Below are 13,563 nucleotides of genomic sequence, written 5' to 3'. Positions count from 1 at the left end.
CACCGGGCGACGTACCATCGTGGAAGTACCCACTATTTACTGGGGTACTTACCTTTTGGTAAGCACCTCCGGGCCCGAGGAGCACACGATGGCGAAGGCACCCCGCAACGGCCCCTACATCTGCGGCATCGACGCCGCGCTCGACGTGGTGAGCGGCAAGTGGAAGGGCCTGATCCTCTGGGAGCTCGACGAGCACGACGTGCGCCGGTTCGCCGAGCTGCGGCGCGGGCTCCCGGGCGTCAGCGAGAAGATGCTGACCCAGCACCTGCGCGAGATGGAGGCGGACGGCCTGGTGCACCGGCGGGTGCACGCCGAGGTGCCGCCGCGCGTCGAGTACACGCTGACGGAGCACGGCCGCACGCTGAACGCCGCGCTCGCGCCGCTCGGGGCCTGGGGCGTGGACCGGCTCAGGCGGGAGCGGTCGGAGCTGGTCGAGCACCGCGACGCGGCGGCGCTGCCGCGGCCCTGAGGTCGGTGCCCGCGAGGTTGCCCAGCAGGCGGAGCTGGTCGTCGGCGGCGCCGGGCTGCGGAGTGAACACCACCATGACCGGTCCCGGGTTGCCGGGCAGCGGGTACGCGTCCCACTCCATCGCGATGTCGCCGACCCGCGGGTGGTGGATCAGCTTGGCGCCGTGCACGCTCTCGCGCACGTCGTGCCGCGCCCAGAGGCGGCGGAACTCCGCGCTCCGGATGCTGAGCTCGCCCACGACCGCGACGGCGCGGGGATGGTCCGGGTCGGCCGCGACGGCGACGCGCAGCATCCCGATGTAGTCGAGGGCGGTGGCCTCCCAGTCCGCGCAGTGCAGCCGGGCCCCGTCGTCGTCGAAGAGTGCCATGAGAAAGTTGCGCCGGTCCGGGGTGTAGTCCGCCGGGTCGCCGAGCAGCTCGGCGGCGAGGTCGTTCCAGGCGAGGACGTCCAGGTGGCGGCCGAGCACGACGGCGGGCACGCCCATGTGGGGCAGCAGGCGCGCCGTGCTCGCGGGCACCCGTTCCGGCCGACGCCGGACGGGCGGCGCAGGCTGTCGTGTGGCCCGCGCCAGCATGAGCATGTGGCGCCGCTCGATCTCGTCGAGCTCCAGGGCGTCCGCGAGCGAGTCGAGCACGGCGTCGGACGGACGCACGTTCCGGCCCTGCTCCAGGCGCTGGTAGTAGTCGGTGCTCAGGCCGGCGAGCATCGCGACCTCCTCGCGGCGCAGCCCGTCGACCTTGCGCCGCGGCCCGGGCTCGAGCCCCAGGTCCTCCGGCGTGGTGCGCTCGCGCCGGGACCGCAGGAAGTCGCCGAGCTCGCGCGCGTAGGTCTGTTCCGCCGTCATGCTCCCCAGTGTGCGCTCCTGCCCTACGGCCAGGGTGGTCCTGCCAGACCGAGGGAGGCGAGAACGCGTGGCGCGCGGGCGGCGCGATCTAGCGTCGCCGACCATGAACTCCTGGAACGCCTCCGACATCCCTGACCAGACCGGCCGGCTCGCCGTCGTGACCGGGGCGAACTCCGGCCTCGGGCGCGTGACGGCGACCGAGCTCGCCCGGCACGGCGCCGACGTCGTCCTCGCCGTCCGGAACGTCGCGGCGGGCGACGACGCCGCGCGCGCCATCGCGGCCGCCGTACCGGGTGCCAAGCTCCGGGTGCGGGCGCTCGATCTCGCCTCGCTCGCGTCGGTGCGGACGTTCGCCGACCGCCTCACCGAGGAGACCGGGCAGGTCGACCTGCTCGTCAACAACGCCGGGCTCGTGCTGCTGGGGCCGCGGCGGACGACGTCCGACGGCTTCGAGCTGCACCTCGGCACCAACATGCTGGGCCACTTCGCTCTCACCGGCCTGCTGCTCCCGCTGCTCGCCCGCGGGGACGCGCCGCGCGTCGTCACGCTCAGCTCCATCACCCACAAGACCGCGCACCTCGACTTCGACGACCTCATGGTCGAGCGCGGCTACCGCGCCTCCCCGGCCTACGGGGCGTCGAAGCTCGCGAACACAGTGTTCGGCATCGAGCTGGACCGGCGCCTGCGCGCCGCGGGCTCGCCCGTGCTCAGCACGCTCGCCCACCCCGGGCTCTCCGGCACGAACCTCACGCCGCGCGCCTGGGAGGACAGGGGCCGGGCCGGCTGGTGGGCGGCGCGGATCGGCCTGCTCGTGACCCAGTCCGTCGAGCGCGGCGCGCTCCCCCAGCTCCACGCAGCGACGGCGGCCGGGGTGCACGGCGGGCAGTTCTTCGGCCCCGGCGGGTTCCGCGAGGTCCGCGGGCGCGTCACGGAGGTGCGGGCCTCCGCCGAGGCGACCGATCCCGCCGTCGGACGGCGGCTGTGGACGATCGCGCAGGAGCTGACCGGGGTGGCGTTCCCCTGAGTCGCGAGCCGGCGGCCGGCCGGGTCGGTCAGGTCAGCGGCAGCAGACCGCGCTCGGCGAACACGCGCTTCGCGGTGGCGACGGCGTTCAGCGCCCGCGGGAACCCGCAGTAGACGGAGCTGTGCAGAAAGACCTCGATGATCTGCTGCGGGGTGAGCCCGACGTTGAGCGAGGCGCCGATGTGCACCTCGAGCTGCGGCTCGCTGCCGCCCATCGCGGTGAGGATCCCGAGCGTCACGAGCTGGCGCTCCCGCGGGTCGAGCTCGGACCGGGACAGGATGTCTCCGTACCCCCAGGCGACGATCTGGTGCCCGAGCTCGGGCGCGATGTCGGCCAGCGACTCGATGACCCCGTGGCCCGCGTCGTCATGGATGGCGTCGAGGGCCGCCTTGCCGGATGCGAACCGCTCCGCGCGCAACGTCTCGTTCTCGGACATCGATTTTCTCCTTCTGGGCTGCCGGCAAGGGGTGCTGTGGGCTCGTTCGATGGCCACAAGGGCACGCGCCTGTGGGCGCGATCCCCAGTCCAGCCCATGACGGGCCGGGGATGCAAGATCTCGCGGGTGATATATGCCCAGGTCAACCGGTCTTTCCGAGGCCGAGAGCCCCAACAGTGCTGGTCAGGGCCGAACCCGGCATCTCAGTACGTCTCGACAGCAAACGGACGGCGCAGAAGAATCACCCCATGGACGCAGGGTTGCGGGCGACGGCGGAGCGGGCGCTGGAGCGAGCCCTGGGCCACCAGCGATGGCGCGTCGACGGGGAGAAGGTCATCGCCACGTTCGCGTTCGGTGGCTCCCTCGCGATCAACGCGACGGCCTGGGAGGCCGGCGCCACGACCGGTCTCTGGCCGACGGTGGGCGTGGCGATCCTGGCGCTGGCGGCCGTCGCGACGGTCGTGCTGTACATGGCCGACCGCATCCGCGAGCCGGACGTCACGGCCACGCTCGCCCGGTCCCGGCGTGAGCAGTGGGACGCCGCCCGGACCGACCTCGAGTTCTTCCGCGCCCTGTACATCCGGGTCGCCTTCAACGAGTACGTGCTGCGGACGACGTACATCCTGACCTGGGTGTGCGTGACGCTCTCGGTGCTCGCCCTGGTCGCGGGCTCGCTGGCGATGCTCACGCTCCCGGCCGGCCGCCCATGAGGGACGACAGCCTCAGGCGGGCGGGCTGGGGACCGATGCGGTGGCCCTGGGAACGATCCTGGATCCGGCGGGCCGAGGAGGTGGTGGACCGGGAGCTGGCGCGGTGGTTCGACCCGCCGCGCGACGGGACCCCGGTATCGGACGACGGGTCCCCGGTGCCGGACGACGGGTCCCCGGTGCCGGACGACGGGTCCCCGGTGCCGGACGCCCCGGACGACGAGGCCGTGCACGTCGAAAATCCTGACGGCACGGGCGCGCGGCCGGGCTAACGTCGTCCGGTGCGCAGGGTGTCGGTGGTCGGAGCAGCAGGGTCGGGCAAGTCCACGTTCGCGCGACGGCTGGCGGCACGCCTCGACGTCCGGCACGTGGAGCTGGACGCGCTCTACTGGGGGCCGGCGTGGACCCCGCGTCCGCGGGAGGACTTCGTGCGGGACGTCGAGCGGGTGCTCACCGACGACGCCTGGGTGGTCGACGGCAACTACTCGGACCTGCGCCCCGCGATCTGGGCGCGCGCCGACACCGTCGTCTGGATCGATCCGCCGACGCCGCTCGTGATGGCGCAGGTGTACCGGCGCACGCTGTCGCTGGCGGTGAGCCGCGCCGAGCTCTGGCCGGGCACGGGCAACCGCCAGCCCTGGGGCGACGCGCTCGCGCCCTGGCGGGAGGGAACGATCGTCCGCTGGTCGTGGGACCAGCGCAAACGCCACCCCGAGCGCTACGGCGCCGCGATGACCGACCCGGCGAACGCCCACGTGACGTTCCACCGGCTGCGGTCCCGGCGGGAGACGGACCCGTTCCTGGAGCAGGCCGTGCTGGGGTGAGCCCGGGCTCGTGGACCGGCAGCGGACACATACCGGGCATCCCAGTACGATCCCCACATGCCGGACGACGCGAAGTTTGAGGGAAAAGAGCTCAGTCGCCTCGGGGACACGCCCCGAGCAACATTTGCGAGCCGTCAGGTCGACGTGCTGCGGACGCAGCTCGGGCAGTTCCGCTATCTCGTCGCCGACCTGCGCAAGGTCGGACGTTGGGTGACGGACAAGCTGTCGGGTCGCCGCGGGGCCTAGGCCTAGGCTCCGCCGAGCTGGGTCAGGCGCTCAGCGCCGCGACGGTCAGCGTGCCGGCGTCCGCGTCGAGCTCGCACTCGACCCCGAGCGGCACGGAGACCGGGTCTTCCAGGTGCCCGAGCGGGAGACCCGCGAGGATCGGCACGCCGAGCGGGCTGAGCCGGTCCCTGAGCACGTCCAGGACGTTCCAGCCGCGGTCCTCGTAGTCGTCGAACCCTTCGAGCGTGCCCACCGCCACGCCCGAGATCCCGTCGAGCGCCCCGGACAGCAGGAGCTGGGTCAGGGCGCGGTCGACCATCCCGAGGCCGACCGTCCGGTGGATCTCCAGCAGCAGGACGTGGCCGTCGAGATCGTTGTCGACGATGCCGACGCTGCGCGCGAGCATCTCGAGGTTCCCGCCGAACAGCGGCCCCGAGGCCGTGCCCGTGGTCGTGAGATACGCGCCGTACTGGCCGTTGTCCCTGCGCACCGGCTCACCGGTCTCGCCCCGCAGGAGGCGCAGCACGGTCTCCGCCCGCGTCCCGGCCACGGCGCCGTGGACCGACGGGACGCCCGCCTGGTGCCAGACCTGGTGCAGGGCGGTGATGTCGCTGAACCCGATCAGCGGCTTGGGGTCCGCCCGGAGCGCGTCGGTGTCGACGTCGCGCAGCAGGCGAAGGCTCCCGCTTCCCCCGCGCAGGGTGAGGATGGCGCGGACCTCCGGGTCCCGGATCGCGACGTTGAGGTCCGACGCGCGCTCCGGGTCACCGCCGGCCATGTAGCCGAACCGGTCGTCGGCGTGCTTGCCGAGACGCGCCTTGAAGCCCCACGACTCGACGGTCGCGACGCTCTCCGCCAGCCAGGACTCGTCGCTCCAGCTCGCCGGCGAGACGAGCGCGACGGCGTCGCCGGGCTCCAGCCTCCGGAGGGGTGCTACCTGGGGCCGGGGCTGTGCGACGCGCGACATGCCCCGGACGTTACCCGCTCGGCGCGAGGGTGCTGATCAGTCCGCGGTGATCCCGTGCAGCAGGCCGGTGGTCTGCCCGATCTCGATGAGGTAGCCGTCCGGGTCACTCAGGTAGCACCGCAGCTCAGCCCCGCGATCCTGGGGTTCGGTGAGGAAGTACGCGCCCTTCGCCCGCGCGTCCGCGTAGAACCCCGCGATGTCGGCGACCCGGACGTTGAGGAACGCCGAGACCGGGTCGCCTGGCTCCGGCGGAGTGAGGACGACGTCGGGCTTGTCCGGGGTCGGTCCGCCGCCGGGATTCATGATGATCCAGGTGTTGGCCACCCGGACGGTCGCGGGGTTCTCTGCCCGGACAACCCGCCCGCCGAAGATGTCGGCGTAGAACTCACGCGACACCGCGACGTCGCGGACGGTCAGAAAATGGGTCACGACCAGCCCCTGCTCAGGGGCGGGGAAATCGTCGGTGCTCACGCTGCTGCTCCTGTCCTTGGCGGCCTCGGCGAGCCGCCGACATGCCGACCGGACAGCCGCCGCATCTGTGACCGCGTTCCCCTTGATACCTGCGGTGCCCGCCGAGGCACTGGAATCACCCCGGACATCCATTGTTCGCCGAAGCGCCGAGTGGGAGTGTGCGGCCATGACGACGGCCGACACCCCCAGGAAGGGCTTCTGGCAGCAGGTCGGACGACCGTTCCGAGCTCTCGGTCGCGGTCTGGGCCGGGTGTTGGAGGCCCTGGACCTCGTCAGCCTGATCGTCAACCTCGTCCGCGGCGTCATCTGGCTCTTCCGCAGCATCGGGCGCACGATCTCCGACGCGTCCTGGTAGGGCGCCGGCCCCGTGCGATCCTGCACGCATGGATCAGGTCGTTCAGGAAGCCACTCGGACAGCTCTGCTTGAGCTTTGCCGGAGCGGCTCGCCGATCGTCCGCGAAGAGAACGCCAACGAAGTGATCGCCGTCGCCGCGCGGCGCTGGCGATCATTCGAGCGACGTAGCGCCAAGCGCTCAGGCGATCTCGACGCAAGGACTGAGGACCTCGCCAAGGGACTACGAGAGCACTTCGAGGGGCGGACGCACCTCGTGGGCCCACTCATGGAGGACTACCGGTTCGTGGCCGGCGTCCTTGCAACTGAGTTCACACAGAGGATCTGAGCCGGCGACCTGACATGGGCAAGGCGCTACCGGATCGACAGACGGCATCACGCCAGCGTTGCGAGGTCGGCAGGTTGCGTCGAAGTCGGCACAGGCCTGTGCCGACCTGAATGCAACCTGCCGACCTGACCTGCGAACTGCCGACCTCGCCGCGCACCACAAACGAAAGAGCCCCTGACCACATGGGTCAGGGGCTCGTTCGTCACTCAGGGTGCGGTAGCGGTGGGATTTGAACCCACGGTGGACTTTCACCCACACACGCTTTCGAGGCGTGCTCCTTAGGCCGCTCGGACACGCTACCTTCGCCCGCCACATCAGTAGCAGACCGTAGGAGGATACCCGGTCGGAGCCCGGTTCCACGAATCGGTTCTCCGACGGCCTCCGGCAGGCCCTCGACGCCCGCCCCCGCGCCGCCTAGCACCGGCCCGCCGGGCACCAAGACTCCCAGCCACCTCCCAGCAGAGCACAGGCTCAGCCCAGCCGTACCCCAGGAACCGGCTGGGTCCATGCGTTTACCTCGTGTTCATCACCCCGATAACCCCGGAGATCCGATGAACCAGCTCATGCTCTACGCGGTCGACCTCGTCGCCGTCACCATCCTCACCTTCGCGCTCTACTTCCCGCGGCACCGCCGGCGCGACCTCGTCGTCGCCTACCTCGGCGTCAACGTGGGGGTGCTCGCGGTGTCCGCGACGCTCTCCGCGAGCGCCGTCGCCGCGGGTCTCGGCCTGGGCCTGTTCGGCGTGCTGTCGATCATCCGGCTGCGCTCCACGGAGCTGTCGCAGCACGAGGTCGCCTACTACTTCGCGTCGCTCGCGCTCGGCCTGCTGGGCGGGCTCGGGACGAGCGCCGGCTGGCTCGGGCTCGCGGGCAGCGGCCTGATCCTCCTGGTGATGGCGCTGGCCGACCATCCCCGCCTGTTCGCGAGGCACCACAGCGAGCTGGTCGTCCTCGACCGCGCGATCCCCGACCAGACGGAGCTGGTCGCGTACCTGGAGCAGCTCCTCGGGGCTCGCGTGCACGCCCTGTCCGTGCAGCGCCTGGACCTCGTGAACGACTCCACCTGGGTCGACGTCCGCTACTCCGAGGCGCGCCGCCTGCCGATCGTGACCGACGACGGCACCGGCGCCCCCACCACCCTGCACCCGAGCACCCCGCAGCAGGGAACCACCGGCAACGGGCACCCCGAGCTGGCGGCAGCCCGATGATCGACACCCTCGCCCCCGTGACCCTCGACGAGCTGAACGAGGCCGCCGCGCTCCAGACCCGGCGCGACCGCAAGTACGTGCTCACCCCGGACGAGCTCGACGACCTGCTCGCGGCCCTGCCGCCGGCCCGGGTGCTGGAGATCGACGGGTCCCGCTCGTTCGCCTACGACTCCACCTACTTCGACACCCCGGAGCTGGACGCGTACCGCCTCGCGGCGACGCGCCGCCGTCGTCGGTTCAAGGTCCGCACGCGGACCTACGTGGACACCGGAACCTGCTTCGTCGAGGTGAAGACCCGGGCGGGCCGCGGCACCACGGTCAAGGAGCGGCAGCCGCACGACGACGCCGACCACCTCGGCCCGGCCCGCACCTTCGTCGCCGACCGCCTGGCCGACGCCGGGGCGCCGTCGGCGCCCGTGCTCAACCCGACCCTGCGGTCTCGCTACCACCGCACCACCCTGCTGCTCGACGACGCCCGCGTCACGCTCGACACCGGCCTCGTCTGGGACCTGCTGGTCCCGGCCGCACCGGACAACGCCGACGCCAGGCTCACCGACGCCGACCACACCGAAACCAGCCCGGCCGACGCCTCAGTGCTCCGCAGCGCCACGATCGGCGACCTCGTGGTGGTCGAGACCAAGACCGCAGCCGGCTCCGGGCCCTCGTCCGTGGACCGTCTCCTCTGGCGCGCGGGTCACCGTCCCGACCGCATCTCCAAGTACGCCACCGGGCTGGCCGTGCTGGAGCCCGGCCTGCCGGACATGCCCTGGCGGCGCCTCGTCCGCCGTCGGCTCACCGTGAGCGCGCCCACCACCGCACGACACCTCCTGACCAGCGAGAGGACCTCAGCATGAAGATCCGCCGACCCCGCCCATTCCTGACCGCCACGATCTCCGGCGCCCTCGTGCTCGGCGCCCTCGCCGGGTGCAGCACGGCCACCGCCGAGACCACGAGCGGCACGGGCACGACCACCACGACGACCATCTCGGAGGTGGCGACCACCACCGACGACGCACTGGCCGACAACGAGGACTACACCGACCTCGCGGCACTTGCCGAGGAGACCTGGGACACCGCGGACGAGACCACCGTCTCGCTCGACGGCGACAGCGCCACGGTCTCCGGCGACGGCGCCACCGCCGACGGCTCCACCGTCACCATCTCGGCGCCGGGCACCTACCGGATCAGCGGCACCCTGGACGACGGCCAGGTCGTGGTCAGCTCCGAGGCCGACGGCCTCGTGCGGCTCGTGCTTGACGGCGCGGACATCACCAGCTCGACCGGGTCCGCGGTCGCAGTCACGCAGGCCGACGACGTGTCCGTGGTGCTCGCGGACCGCTCCTCCAACAGCCTGACCGACGCCGCGACCTACACCGACACCAGCGAGGACGCGCCCAACGCCGCCCTGTTCTCGGCCGACTCGATGGTCATCTCGGGCACGGGCTCGCTGGACGTCACCGGCAGCACGAACGACGGGATCGCCTCGAAGGACGGCCTCGTGATCGCGGGCGGCGACATCACCGTCACCGCGGTGGACGACGGCGTGCGCGGCAAGGACTTCCTGGTCGTCACCGACGGCACGCTCGACGTCGACGCCGAGGGCGACGGCCTCAAGGCGGACAACGAGGACGGCACCAACGACGACGGCGAGACCGTCGGCTACGCGGCCCTCCTCGGCGGCACGGTCACCGTCACGTCCGGCGACGACGGCGTGCACGCCGAGAGCGACCTCGTGGTCGACGGCGCCACGGTCACCGTGGCCGAGTCCGTCGAGGGCCTGGAGGGGGCGCACATCCTGGTCGCGAGCGGCACGGTGGACGTCACGTCGTCCGACGACGGCTTCAACGCCGCGGGCGGCACGAGCACGACGACCGACACCGCCACGACCGACGACTCCGGGGCGGACGCCGCGACCGGCCAGGACTCCGGCGCCCAGGCCCCCGCGCAGGGCGAGGCGGCCACGGGAGGCGAGCCGCCGGCGTCGGGCACCATGCCGGACGGCGAGCCGCCGCAGGGCGGAGGCGGCGGCGCGGGTGGCGGTGGCGGCATGCCGGGCGAGGCCGCGGGCGACTACTCGCTCGTGATCACGGGTGGCGACGTCACGGTCGACGCCGGGGGCGACGGCCTGGACTCGAACGGGACCCTGACGATCTCCGGCGGCGACGTCACGGTGTTCGGCCCGACGGACGGCGGCAACGGCACCCTCGACAGCGCCGGCGCGCTCACGGTGCAGGCCGGCACGCTCCTCGCCGTCGGCACGTCCAGCATGCTGCAGACGCCGGGCGACGGTTCGGAGGGCTGGGTCGCCGCGACCTTCGACACCCTGGCCGCGGGCACGGAGCTCACGGTGGTCGACTCGTCCGGCACCACGGTGGCGACAGTGACCCTGGCCAAGGACGCCCAGTCCGTGGTCCTGGCCTCCGAGGCCGTGACCACGGGCGAGGAGTACACGATCCAGGCCGACGGCACGGACGTCGCCACGGCCACGGCGGGCGAGTCCCCGGCGAGCACCGGCATGGGTACGCAGCCCTGACCGTCGGCCGCAAAGACGTGTCAGACGCTCAGGTCACCCCGGCGACCTGAGCGTCCGACACGTCGAGGGGGCGGCTCAGTAGACGTAGGGCCAGCCCGCGGAGTCGTAGCCGAGGAGGTTGATGCCCAGCCGCGAGGCCCCGCTGTCGGTGTAGTAGTGGTAGAAGAGCGCATCGGCGTCGCTGTCCGGGAGCACCGCCTGGTGGCCGGTCCCGTGGAAGCTTCCGTGGCCGGCCAGGATCTCGGTACCGCCGCCCGACGTCATGGCCGTCCCGGCACGGTCCACGTAGGGACCCGTGACCGACGTCGACCGGCCCACCATCACGCGGTACGTGCTGCTCGCGCCCTGGCAGCAGGCGTCGAACGAGACGAACAGGTAGTAGTACCCGTTGCGGTAGTGGATGGTCGGCGCCTCGATGGCCCCGCCGCCCCGGCCTGCGATGCTCCGGAGCTCGGACCCCGAGCGCCTGCCCGTCGAGGAGTCGAGCGTGATCAGCTTGATGCCCGACCAGAACGAGCCGAAGCTCAGGTACCAGCGGCCGGACTGGTCGATGACGAGGTTCGGGTCGATCGCGTTGAAGCTGTCCGACGTGTTCGACTCGATGACGAGGCCCTGGTTGGTCCACGACCCCTGCGCGCCCGTGGTGCTCGTGGCGAGAAAGATGCCGGAGTGGTTCGAGCCGAAGGTCGACGCCGAGTAGTACAGGTAGTAGCGGCCGTTGACGTAGGTGATGTCGGGCGCCCAGAGGTGGTTGCTGCCGTTCGTGTACGCGTGCGTCCAGGAGGCGCCGTTCGGGAACACGGCCCCGGCGTCGCTCCAGCGGGTGCGGTCCGTCGACGTCTTCAGGGTGATCCCGTCGCCCGTGTGGGCGAGCAGGTAGTTGCCGCCGGGCGACTTGGCCACCTCCGGGTCGTGCACCCCGGTGCTCCCGGTGACGACGCCGGGGTCGGGGTAGGCCATCATGGCGGCGGGCGCCGCCGGTGCGATCGCGAGCCCTGCGGCGACGAGCAGCGCGACGGCCGCCTGTCGGCGTCGGGCGCTGGGGGTGAGACGTGCTCGGAACTGGTGCATCGTTGCCTCCGTCCGGTACGTGCCGGGCACGACGGAGCGGTGGCTGTGAGCGCTCACAATCGCCGCCGGACCTTCGTCGCTCCGGCTTCTACAAGGTTGTAGAACAGTGTGGAGGTGGGTGAATCAGCGCGTCAAGGGGCAGCCCGGGTCCGTCGAATGGCCTGTGAAATGTCCGGGGTCGCGGGGTAGTGTTCCGGACACCGCCGAGGGAGGACACCGATGCCCGCGCCCACACTCTTCGACTACGCGGACCACAGTCCGTACTCGAACCCCGGAAATCACACCGGATACTTCACCGAGCTGAGCACCGACCCGGAGGAGCTGCACCGGTTCGTCTGCACCGCCGTCGTGCACTACCGGGCCGATGGCCCGACACTGACCGACGAGCAGAAGAGCGACCCCGACCGGCGCTGGCTCACCTCGATCCTGGACGCCGCGGAGCTGCGCGCGCCCCTCGACGGGCCGCGCACGCAGGCGCAGCAGGTCGCGGGCTGCTGCCGCGACCACACGCTGCTGACGCTCGGCGTGCTGCGCACGCACGACGTGCCGGCGCGCTCCCGGATCGGCTTCGCCAACTACTTCGTGCCGAGCTGGAACGCCGACCACGTGGTGGGCGAACGCTGGGACGGGAAGCGCTGGGTGCGGTTCGACTCCGAGCTCGACCAGAAGGACTTCGACTTCGACGTGCACGACATGCCCACCGGGCCGGAGTCGCCGTTCGTGACGGCGGCGGAGGCGTGGCTGGCGATCCGCGCCGGGACCGTCGACCCCGCGACGTACGGCGTGACGACAGAGGTGTCGTACCTGCACGGCAAGGACTTCGTGCGCTCCTACGTGCTGTACGAGGTGGCGCACCGGCACCGCGACGAGCTGCTGCTCTGGGACTTCTGGGGACCGCAGCTCGGCACGTCCTCCGTCCAGGAGGCCGCGGGCGGCCAGGCCGCGGCCTGGGTCCGGGACGCGGGGCTGGCGGGCGTGGACGTGTCCGACGCCGAGTTCGACGCCGTCGCCGACGAGCTCGCCTACCTGCTCGTGGCTGCCGACGCCGGGGACGGCGAGGCCGCCGACCAGCTCGCCGAGCTGTACCACGGGGACTCGCGGCTGCACCCGGGCAACCGTGTGCTGACGCTCTCCCCCACGGGCCACGACGGCATCACGGACCTCACCACCCGCTAGCGGAACGCGTCAGGCGGGCGCCGGGAGGCGGCGGACCAGCTCCTGCAGGACGTCGCTCGTCCCGGCGTCGACCTTGACCGTCGCGTACTTGTCGCCGCGCGTGATGCCGCGGTTCACGATGACGACGGGCTTGCCCGCCTCGGCCGCGTGCCGCACGAACCGCAGCCCGCTCATCACGGTCAGCGACGAGCCGGCGACGAGCAGCGCGTCGGCGGCGTCGACCAGCGCGAACGCCCGCTCCACCCGCTCGCGCGGCACGTTCTCGCCGAAGTAGACGATCTCCGGCTTGAGCACGCCCCCGCAGAACTCGCAGGGGGCCGGCTTGAAGTGCGCGGTCGACTCGATGACGGCGTCGGCGTCGGGCGCGATCTCCACGTCCGCGACGTCGCCCACGGACTCCAGGAAGCCCGGGTTGAGCTCGGTGAGCCGCTCCGCGAGGTGCGTGCGCGAGATGACCCGGCCGCAGTTGAGGCAGATCACGCGGTCGTAGCGTCCGTGCAGGTCGATGACGTTGCGGGAGCCCGCGTCCTCGTGCAGGAGGTCCACGTTCTGCGTGATGATGCCGGCGAGGATGCCGCGCTCCTCCAGCTCGGCGAACGCGCGGTGGCCGGCGTTCGGCGCGGTGCGGTCCACGTGCTGCCAGCCCACGTGGTTGCGCGCCCAGTAGTGCCGGCGGAACTCTTCGTCACCCACGAACTGCTGGTAGGTCATGGGGCTGCGCGGCGGGGAGTCGGGGCCGCGGTAGTCGGGGATGCCGGAGTCGGTCGAGACCCCCGCGCCCGTGAGCGCGGTGATCCGGAGGCCCGAGAGCACGTCCACGACGTCGTCCACGGTGGTGCGGGCGACCTCGACGGGCTCGGGCTGCCACGTGGTGGGTCGAGCTTGAGGGAACACGCTTACGAGGGTATGCCGCCGACTGCCCGGCGCA

The 13,563-nt window shown here is 71.9% G+C and carries 18 protein-coding genes and 1 tRNA gene; 12 read left to right on the top strand and 7 right to left on the bottom strand.

The features are described from left to right. Positions 1 to 88: 88 nt before the first annotated feature. Positions 89 to 469, top strand: a complete 381-nt coding sequence (locus tag ACFV9Q_RS21850) for a winged helix-turn-helix transcriptional regulator (RefSeq protein WP_377228110.1) — start codon at positions 89 to 91, stop codon at positions 467 to 469. On the opposite strand, the gene ACFV9Q_RS21845 is transcribed toward ACFV9Q_RS21850, so the two are convergent. Beyond that, positions 408 to 1,313, bottom strand: a complete 906-nt coding sequence (locus ACFV9Q_RS21845) for a helix-turn-helix transcriptional regulator (RefSeq protein WP_377236141.1) — start codon at positions 1,311 to 1,313, stop codon at positions 408 to 410. The two genes, ACFV9Q_RS21850 and ACFV9Q_RS21845, sit on opposite strands and share 62 nt — an antisense overlap. A 103-nt stretch (positions 1,314 to 1,416) precedes the next feature. On the opposite strand from ACFV9Q_RS21845, the gene ACFV9Q_RS21840 reads away from it, so the two are divergent. After that, entirely contained in the window at positions 1,417 to 2,337 is a 921-nt protein-coding gene (locus ACFV9Q_RS21840; protein WP_377236140.1) for an oxidoreductase, read from the top strand. Positions 2,338 to 2,365: 28 nt separating this feature from the next. On the opposite strand, the gene ACFV9Q_RS21835 is transcribed toward ACFV9Q_RS21840, so the two are convergent. Further along, positions 2,366 to 2,773, bottom strand: a complete 408-nt coding sequence (locus ACFV9Q_RS21835) for a carboxymuconolactone decarboxylase family protein (RefSeq protein WP_377228107.1) — start codon at positions 2,771 to 2,773, stop codon at positions 2,366 to 2,368. 248 nt (positions 2,774 to 3,021) lie between these two features. Here ACFV9Q_RS21835 and ACFV9Q_RS21830 point away from each other — a divergent pair, with 248 nt between their 5' ends. From ACFV9Q_RS21830 to ACFV9Q_RS21815, 4 genes are read left to right on the top strand one after another with little or no spacing between them, the layout of a single operon-like run. Next, a complete protein-coding gene (locus ACFV9Q_RS21830; protein WP_377236139.1) occupies positions 3,022 to 3,483 on the top strand; it encodes a hypothetical protein in 462 nt (153 codons plus the stop codon). 35 nt (positions 3,484 to 3,518) lie between these two features. Beyond that, positions 3,519 to 3,752: a hypothetical protein gene (locus tag ACFV9Q_RS21825; RefSeq protein ID WP_377236138.1), complete on the top strand. Its 234-nt coding sequence runs from the start codon at positions 3,519 to 3,521 to the stop codon at positions 3,750 to 3,752. Between the two features lie 9 nt (positions 3,753 to 3,761). Then, the gene (locus tag ACFV9Q_RS21820; protein WP_377236137.1) at positions 3,762 to 4,304 is read left to right on the top strand and encodes a toxin; all 543 of its coding nucleotides are present in this window, start codon (positions 3,762 to 3,764) and stop codon (positions 4,302 to 4,304) included. 57 nt (positions 4,305 to 4,361) lie between these two features. Next, positions 4,362 to 4,550: a hypothetical protein gene (locus ACFV9Q_RS21815; RefSeq protein WP_377236136.1), complete on the top strand. Its 189-nt coding sequence runs from the start codon at positions 4,362 to 4,364 to the stop codon at positions 4,548 to 4,550. A gap of 22 nt (positions 4,551 to 4,572) precedes the next feature. Here the strand turns inward: ACFV9Q_RS21815 and ACFV9Q_RS21810 are convergent, their stop codons facing one another. Together ACFV9Q_RS21810 and ACFV9Q_RS21805 are read right to left on the bottom strand one after the other, a co-directional pair. Beyond that, entirely contained in the window at positions 4,573 to 5,496 is a 924-nt protein-coding gene (locus ACFV9Q_RS21810; RefSeq protein ID WP_377236135.1) for an LD-carboxypeptidase, read from the bottom strand. A gap of 36 nt (positions 5,497 to 5,532) precedes the next feature. Further along, the gene (locus ACFV9Q_RS21805) at positions 5,533 to 5,967 is read right to left on the bottom strand and encodes a VOC family protein (protein WP_377228101.1); all 435 of its coding nucleotides are present in this window, start codon (positions 5,965 to 5,967) and stop codon (positions 5,533 to 5,535) included. 166 nt (positions 5,968 to 6,133) lie between these two features. Here ACFV9Q_RS21805 and ACFV9Q_RS21800 point away from each other — a divergent pair, with 166 nt between their 5' ends. Both ACFV9Q_RS21800 and ACFV9Q_RS21795 read left to right on the top strand, forming a co-directional pair. After that, positions 6,134 to 6,322 (top strand): hypothetical protein, encoded by a 189-nt coding sequence (locus ACFV9Q_RS21800; RefSeq protein ID WP_377236134.1) that lies wholly within the window; start codon positions 6,134 to 6,136, stop codon positions 6,320 to 6,322. Positions 6,323 to 6,350: 28 nt separating this feature from the next. Then, entirely contained in the window at positions 6,351 to 6,647 is a 297-nt protein-coding gene (locus tag ACFV9Q_RS21795) for a hypothetical protein (RefSeq protein WP_377236133.1), read from the top strand. A gap of 214 nt (positions 6,648 to 6,861) precedes the next feature. Here ACFV9Q_RS21795 and ACFV9Q_RS21790 read toward each other — a convergent pair. Then, positions 6,862 to 6,948 (bottom strand) — tRNA-Ser (locus ACFV9Q_RS21790). A gap of 250 nt (positions 6,949 to 7,198) precedes the next feature. Here ACFV9Q_RS21790 and ACFV9Q_RS21785 point away from each other — a divergent pair. From ACFV9Q_RS21785 to ACFV9Q_RS21775, 3 genes are read left to right on the top strand one after another with little or no spacing between them, the layout of a single operon-like run. Beyond that, positions 7,199 to 7,855, top strand: coding sequence for a DUF4956 domain-containing protein (locus ACFV9Q_RS21785; protein WP_377236132.1), 657 nt, complete (start codon positions 7,199 to 7,201; stop codon positions 7,853 to 7,855). Next, positions 7,852 to 8,709, top strand: a complete 858-nt coding sequence (locus tag ACFV9Q_RS21780) for a polyphosphate polymerase domain-containing protein (protein WP_377236131.1) — start codon at positions 7,852 to 7,854, stop codon at positions 8,707 to 8,709. The genes ACFV9Q_RS21785 and ACFV9Q_RS21780 overlap by 4 nt, the downstream gene beginning before the upstream one ends. Then, positions 8,706 to 10,388 carry a carbohydrate-binding domain-containing protein gene (locus ACFV9Q_RS21775; protein WP_377236130.1) on the top strand — a complete coding sequence of 561 codons (1,683 nt, stop codon included), beginning with the start codon at positions 8,706 to 8,708 and terminating at the stop codon, positions 10,386 to 10,388. The genes ACFV9Q_RS21780 and ACFV9Q_RS21775 overlap by 4 nt, the downstream gene beginning before the upstream one ends. A 75-nt stretch (positions 10,389 to 10,463) precedes the next feature. Here ACFV9Q_RS21775 and ACFV9Q_RS21770 read toward each other — a convergent pair whose 3' ends face one another. Continuing rightward, a complete protein-coding gene (locus tag ACFV9Q_RS21770; protein WP_377236129.1) occupies positions 10,464 to 11,459 on the bottom strand; it encodes an arabinan endo-1,5-alpha-L-arabinosidase in 996 nt (331 codons plus the stop codon). A 219-nt stretch (positions 11,460 to 11,678) separates the two neighbouring features. Between ACFV9Q_RS21770 and ACFV9Q_RS21765 the strand changes: the two genes are divergently transcribed. Next, positions 11,679 to 12,635 carry a transglutaminase domain-containing protein gene (locus tag ACFV9Q_RS21765; RefSeq protein WP_377236128.1) on the top strand — a complete coding sequence of 319 codons (957 nt, stop codon included), beginning with the start codon at positions 11,679 to 11,681 and terminating at the stop codon, positions 12,633 to 12,635. A gap of 9 nt (positions 12,636 to 12,644) precedes the next feature. Here the strand turns inward: ACFV9Q_RS21765 and ACFV9Q_RS21760 are convergent, their stop codons facing one another. Then, on the bottom strand, positions 12,645 to 13,529 hold the full coding sequence (locus tag ACFV9Q_RS21760) for an NAD-dependent protein deacetylase (protein ID WP_377236127.1): 885 nt from the start codon (positions 13,527 to 13,529) through the stop codon (positions 12,645 to 12,647). Positions 13,530 to 13,563 lie beyond the last annotated feature (34 nt).

The organism is Promicromonospora sp. NPDC059942 (assembly GCF_042731755.1).
Lineage (GTDB): Bacteria > Actinomycetota > Actinomycetes > Actinomycetales > Cellulomonadaceae > Promicromonospora.
This window is presented reverse-complemented; position numbering and strand designations above follow the sequence as displayed.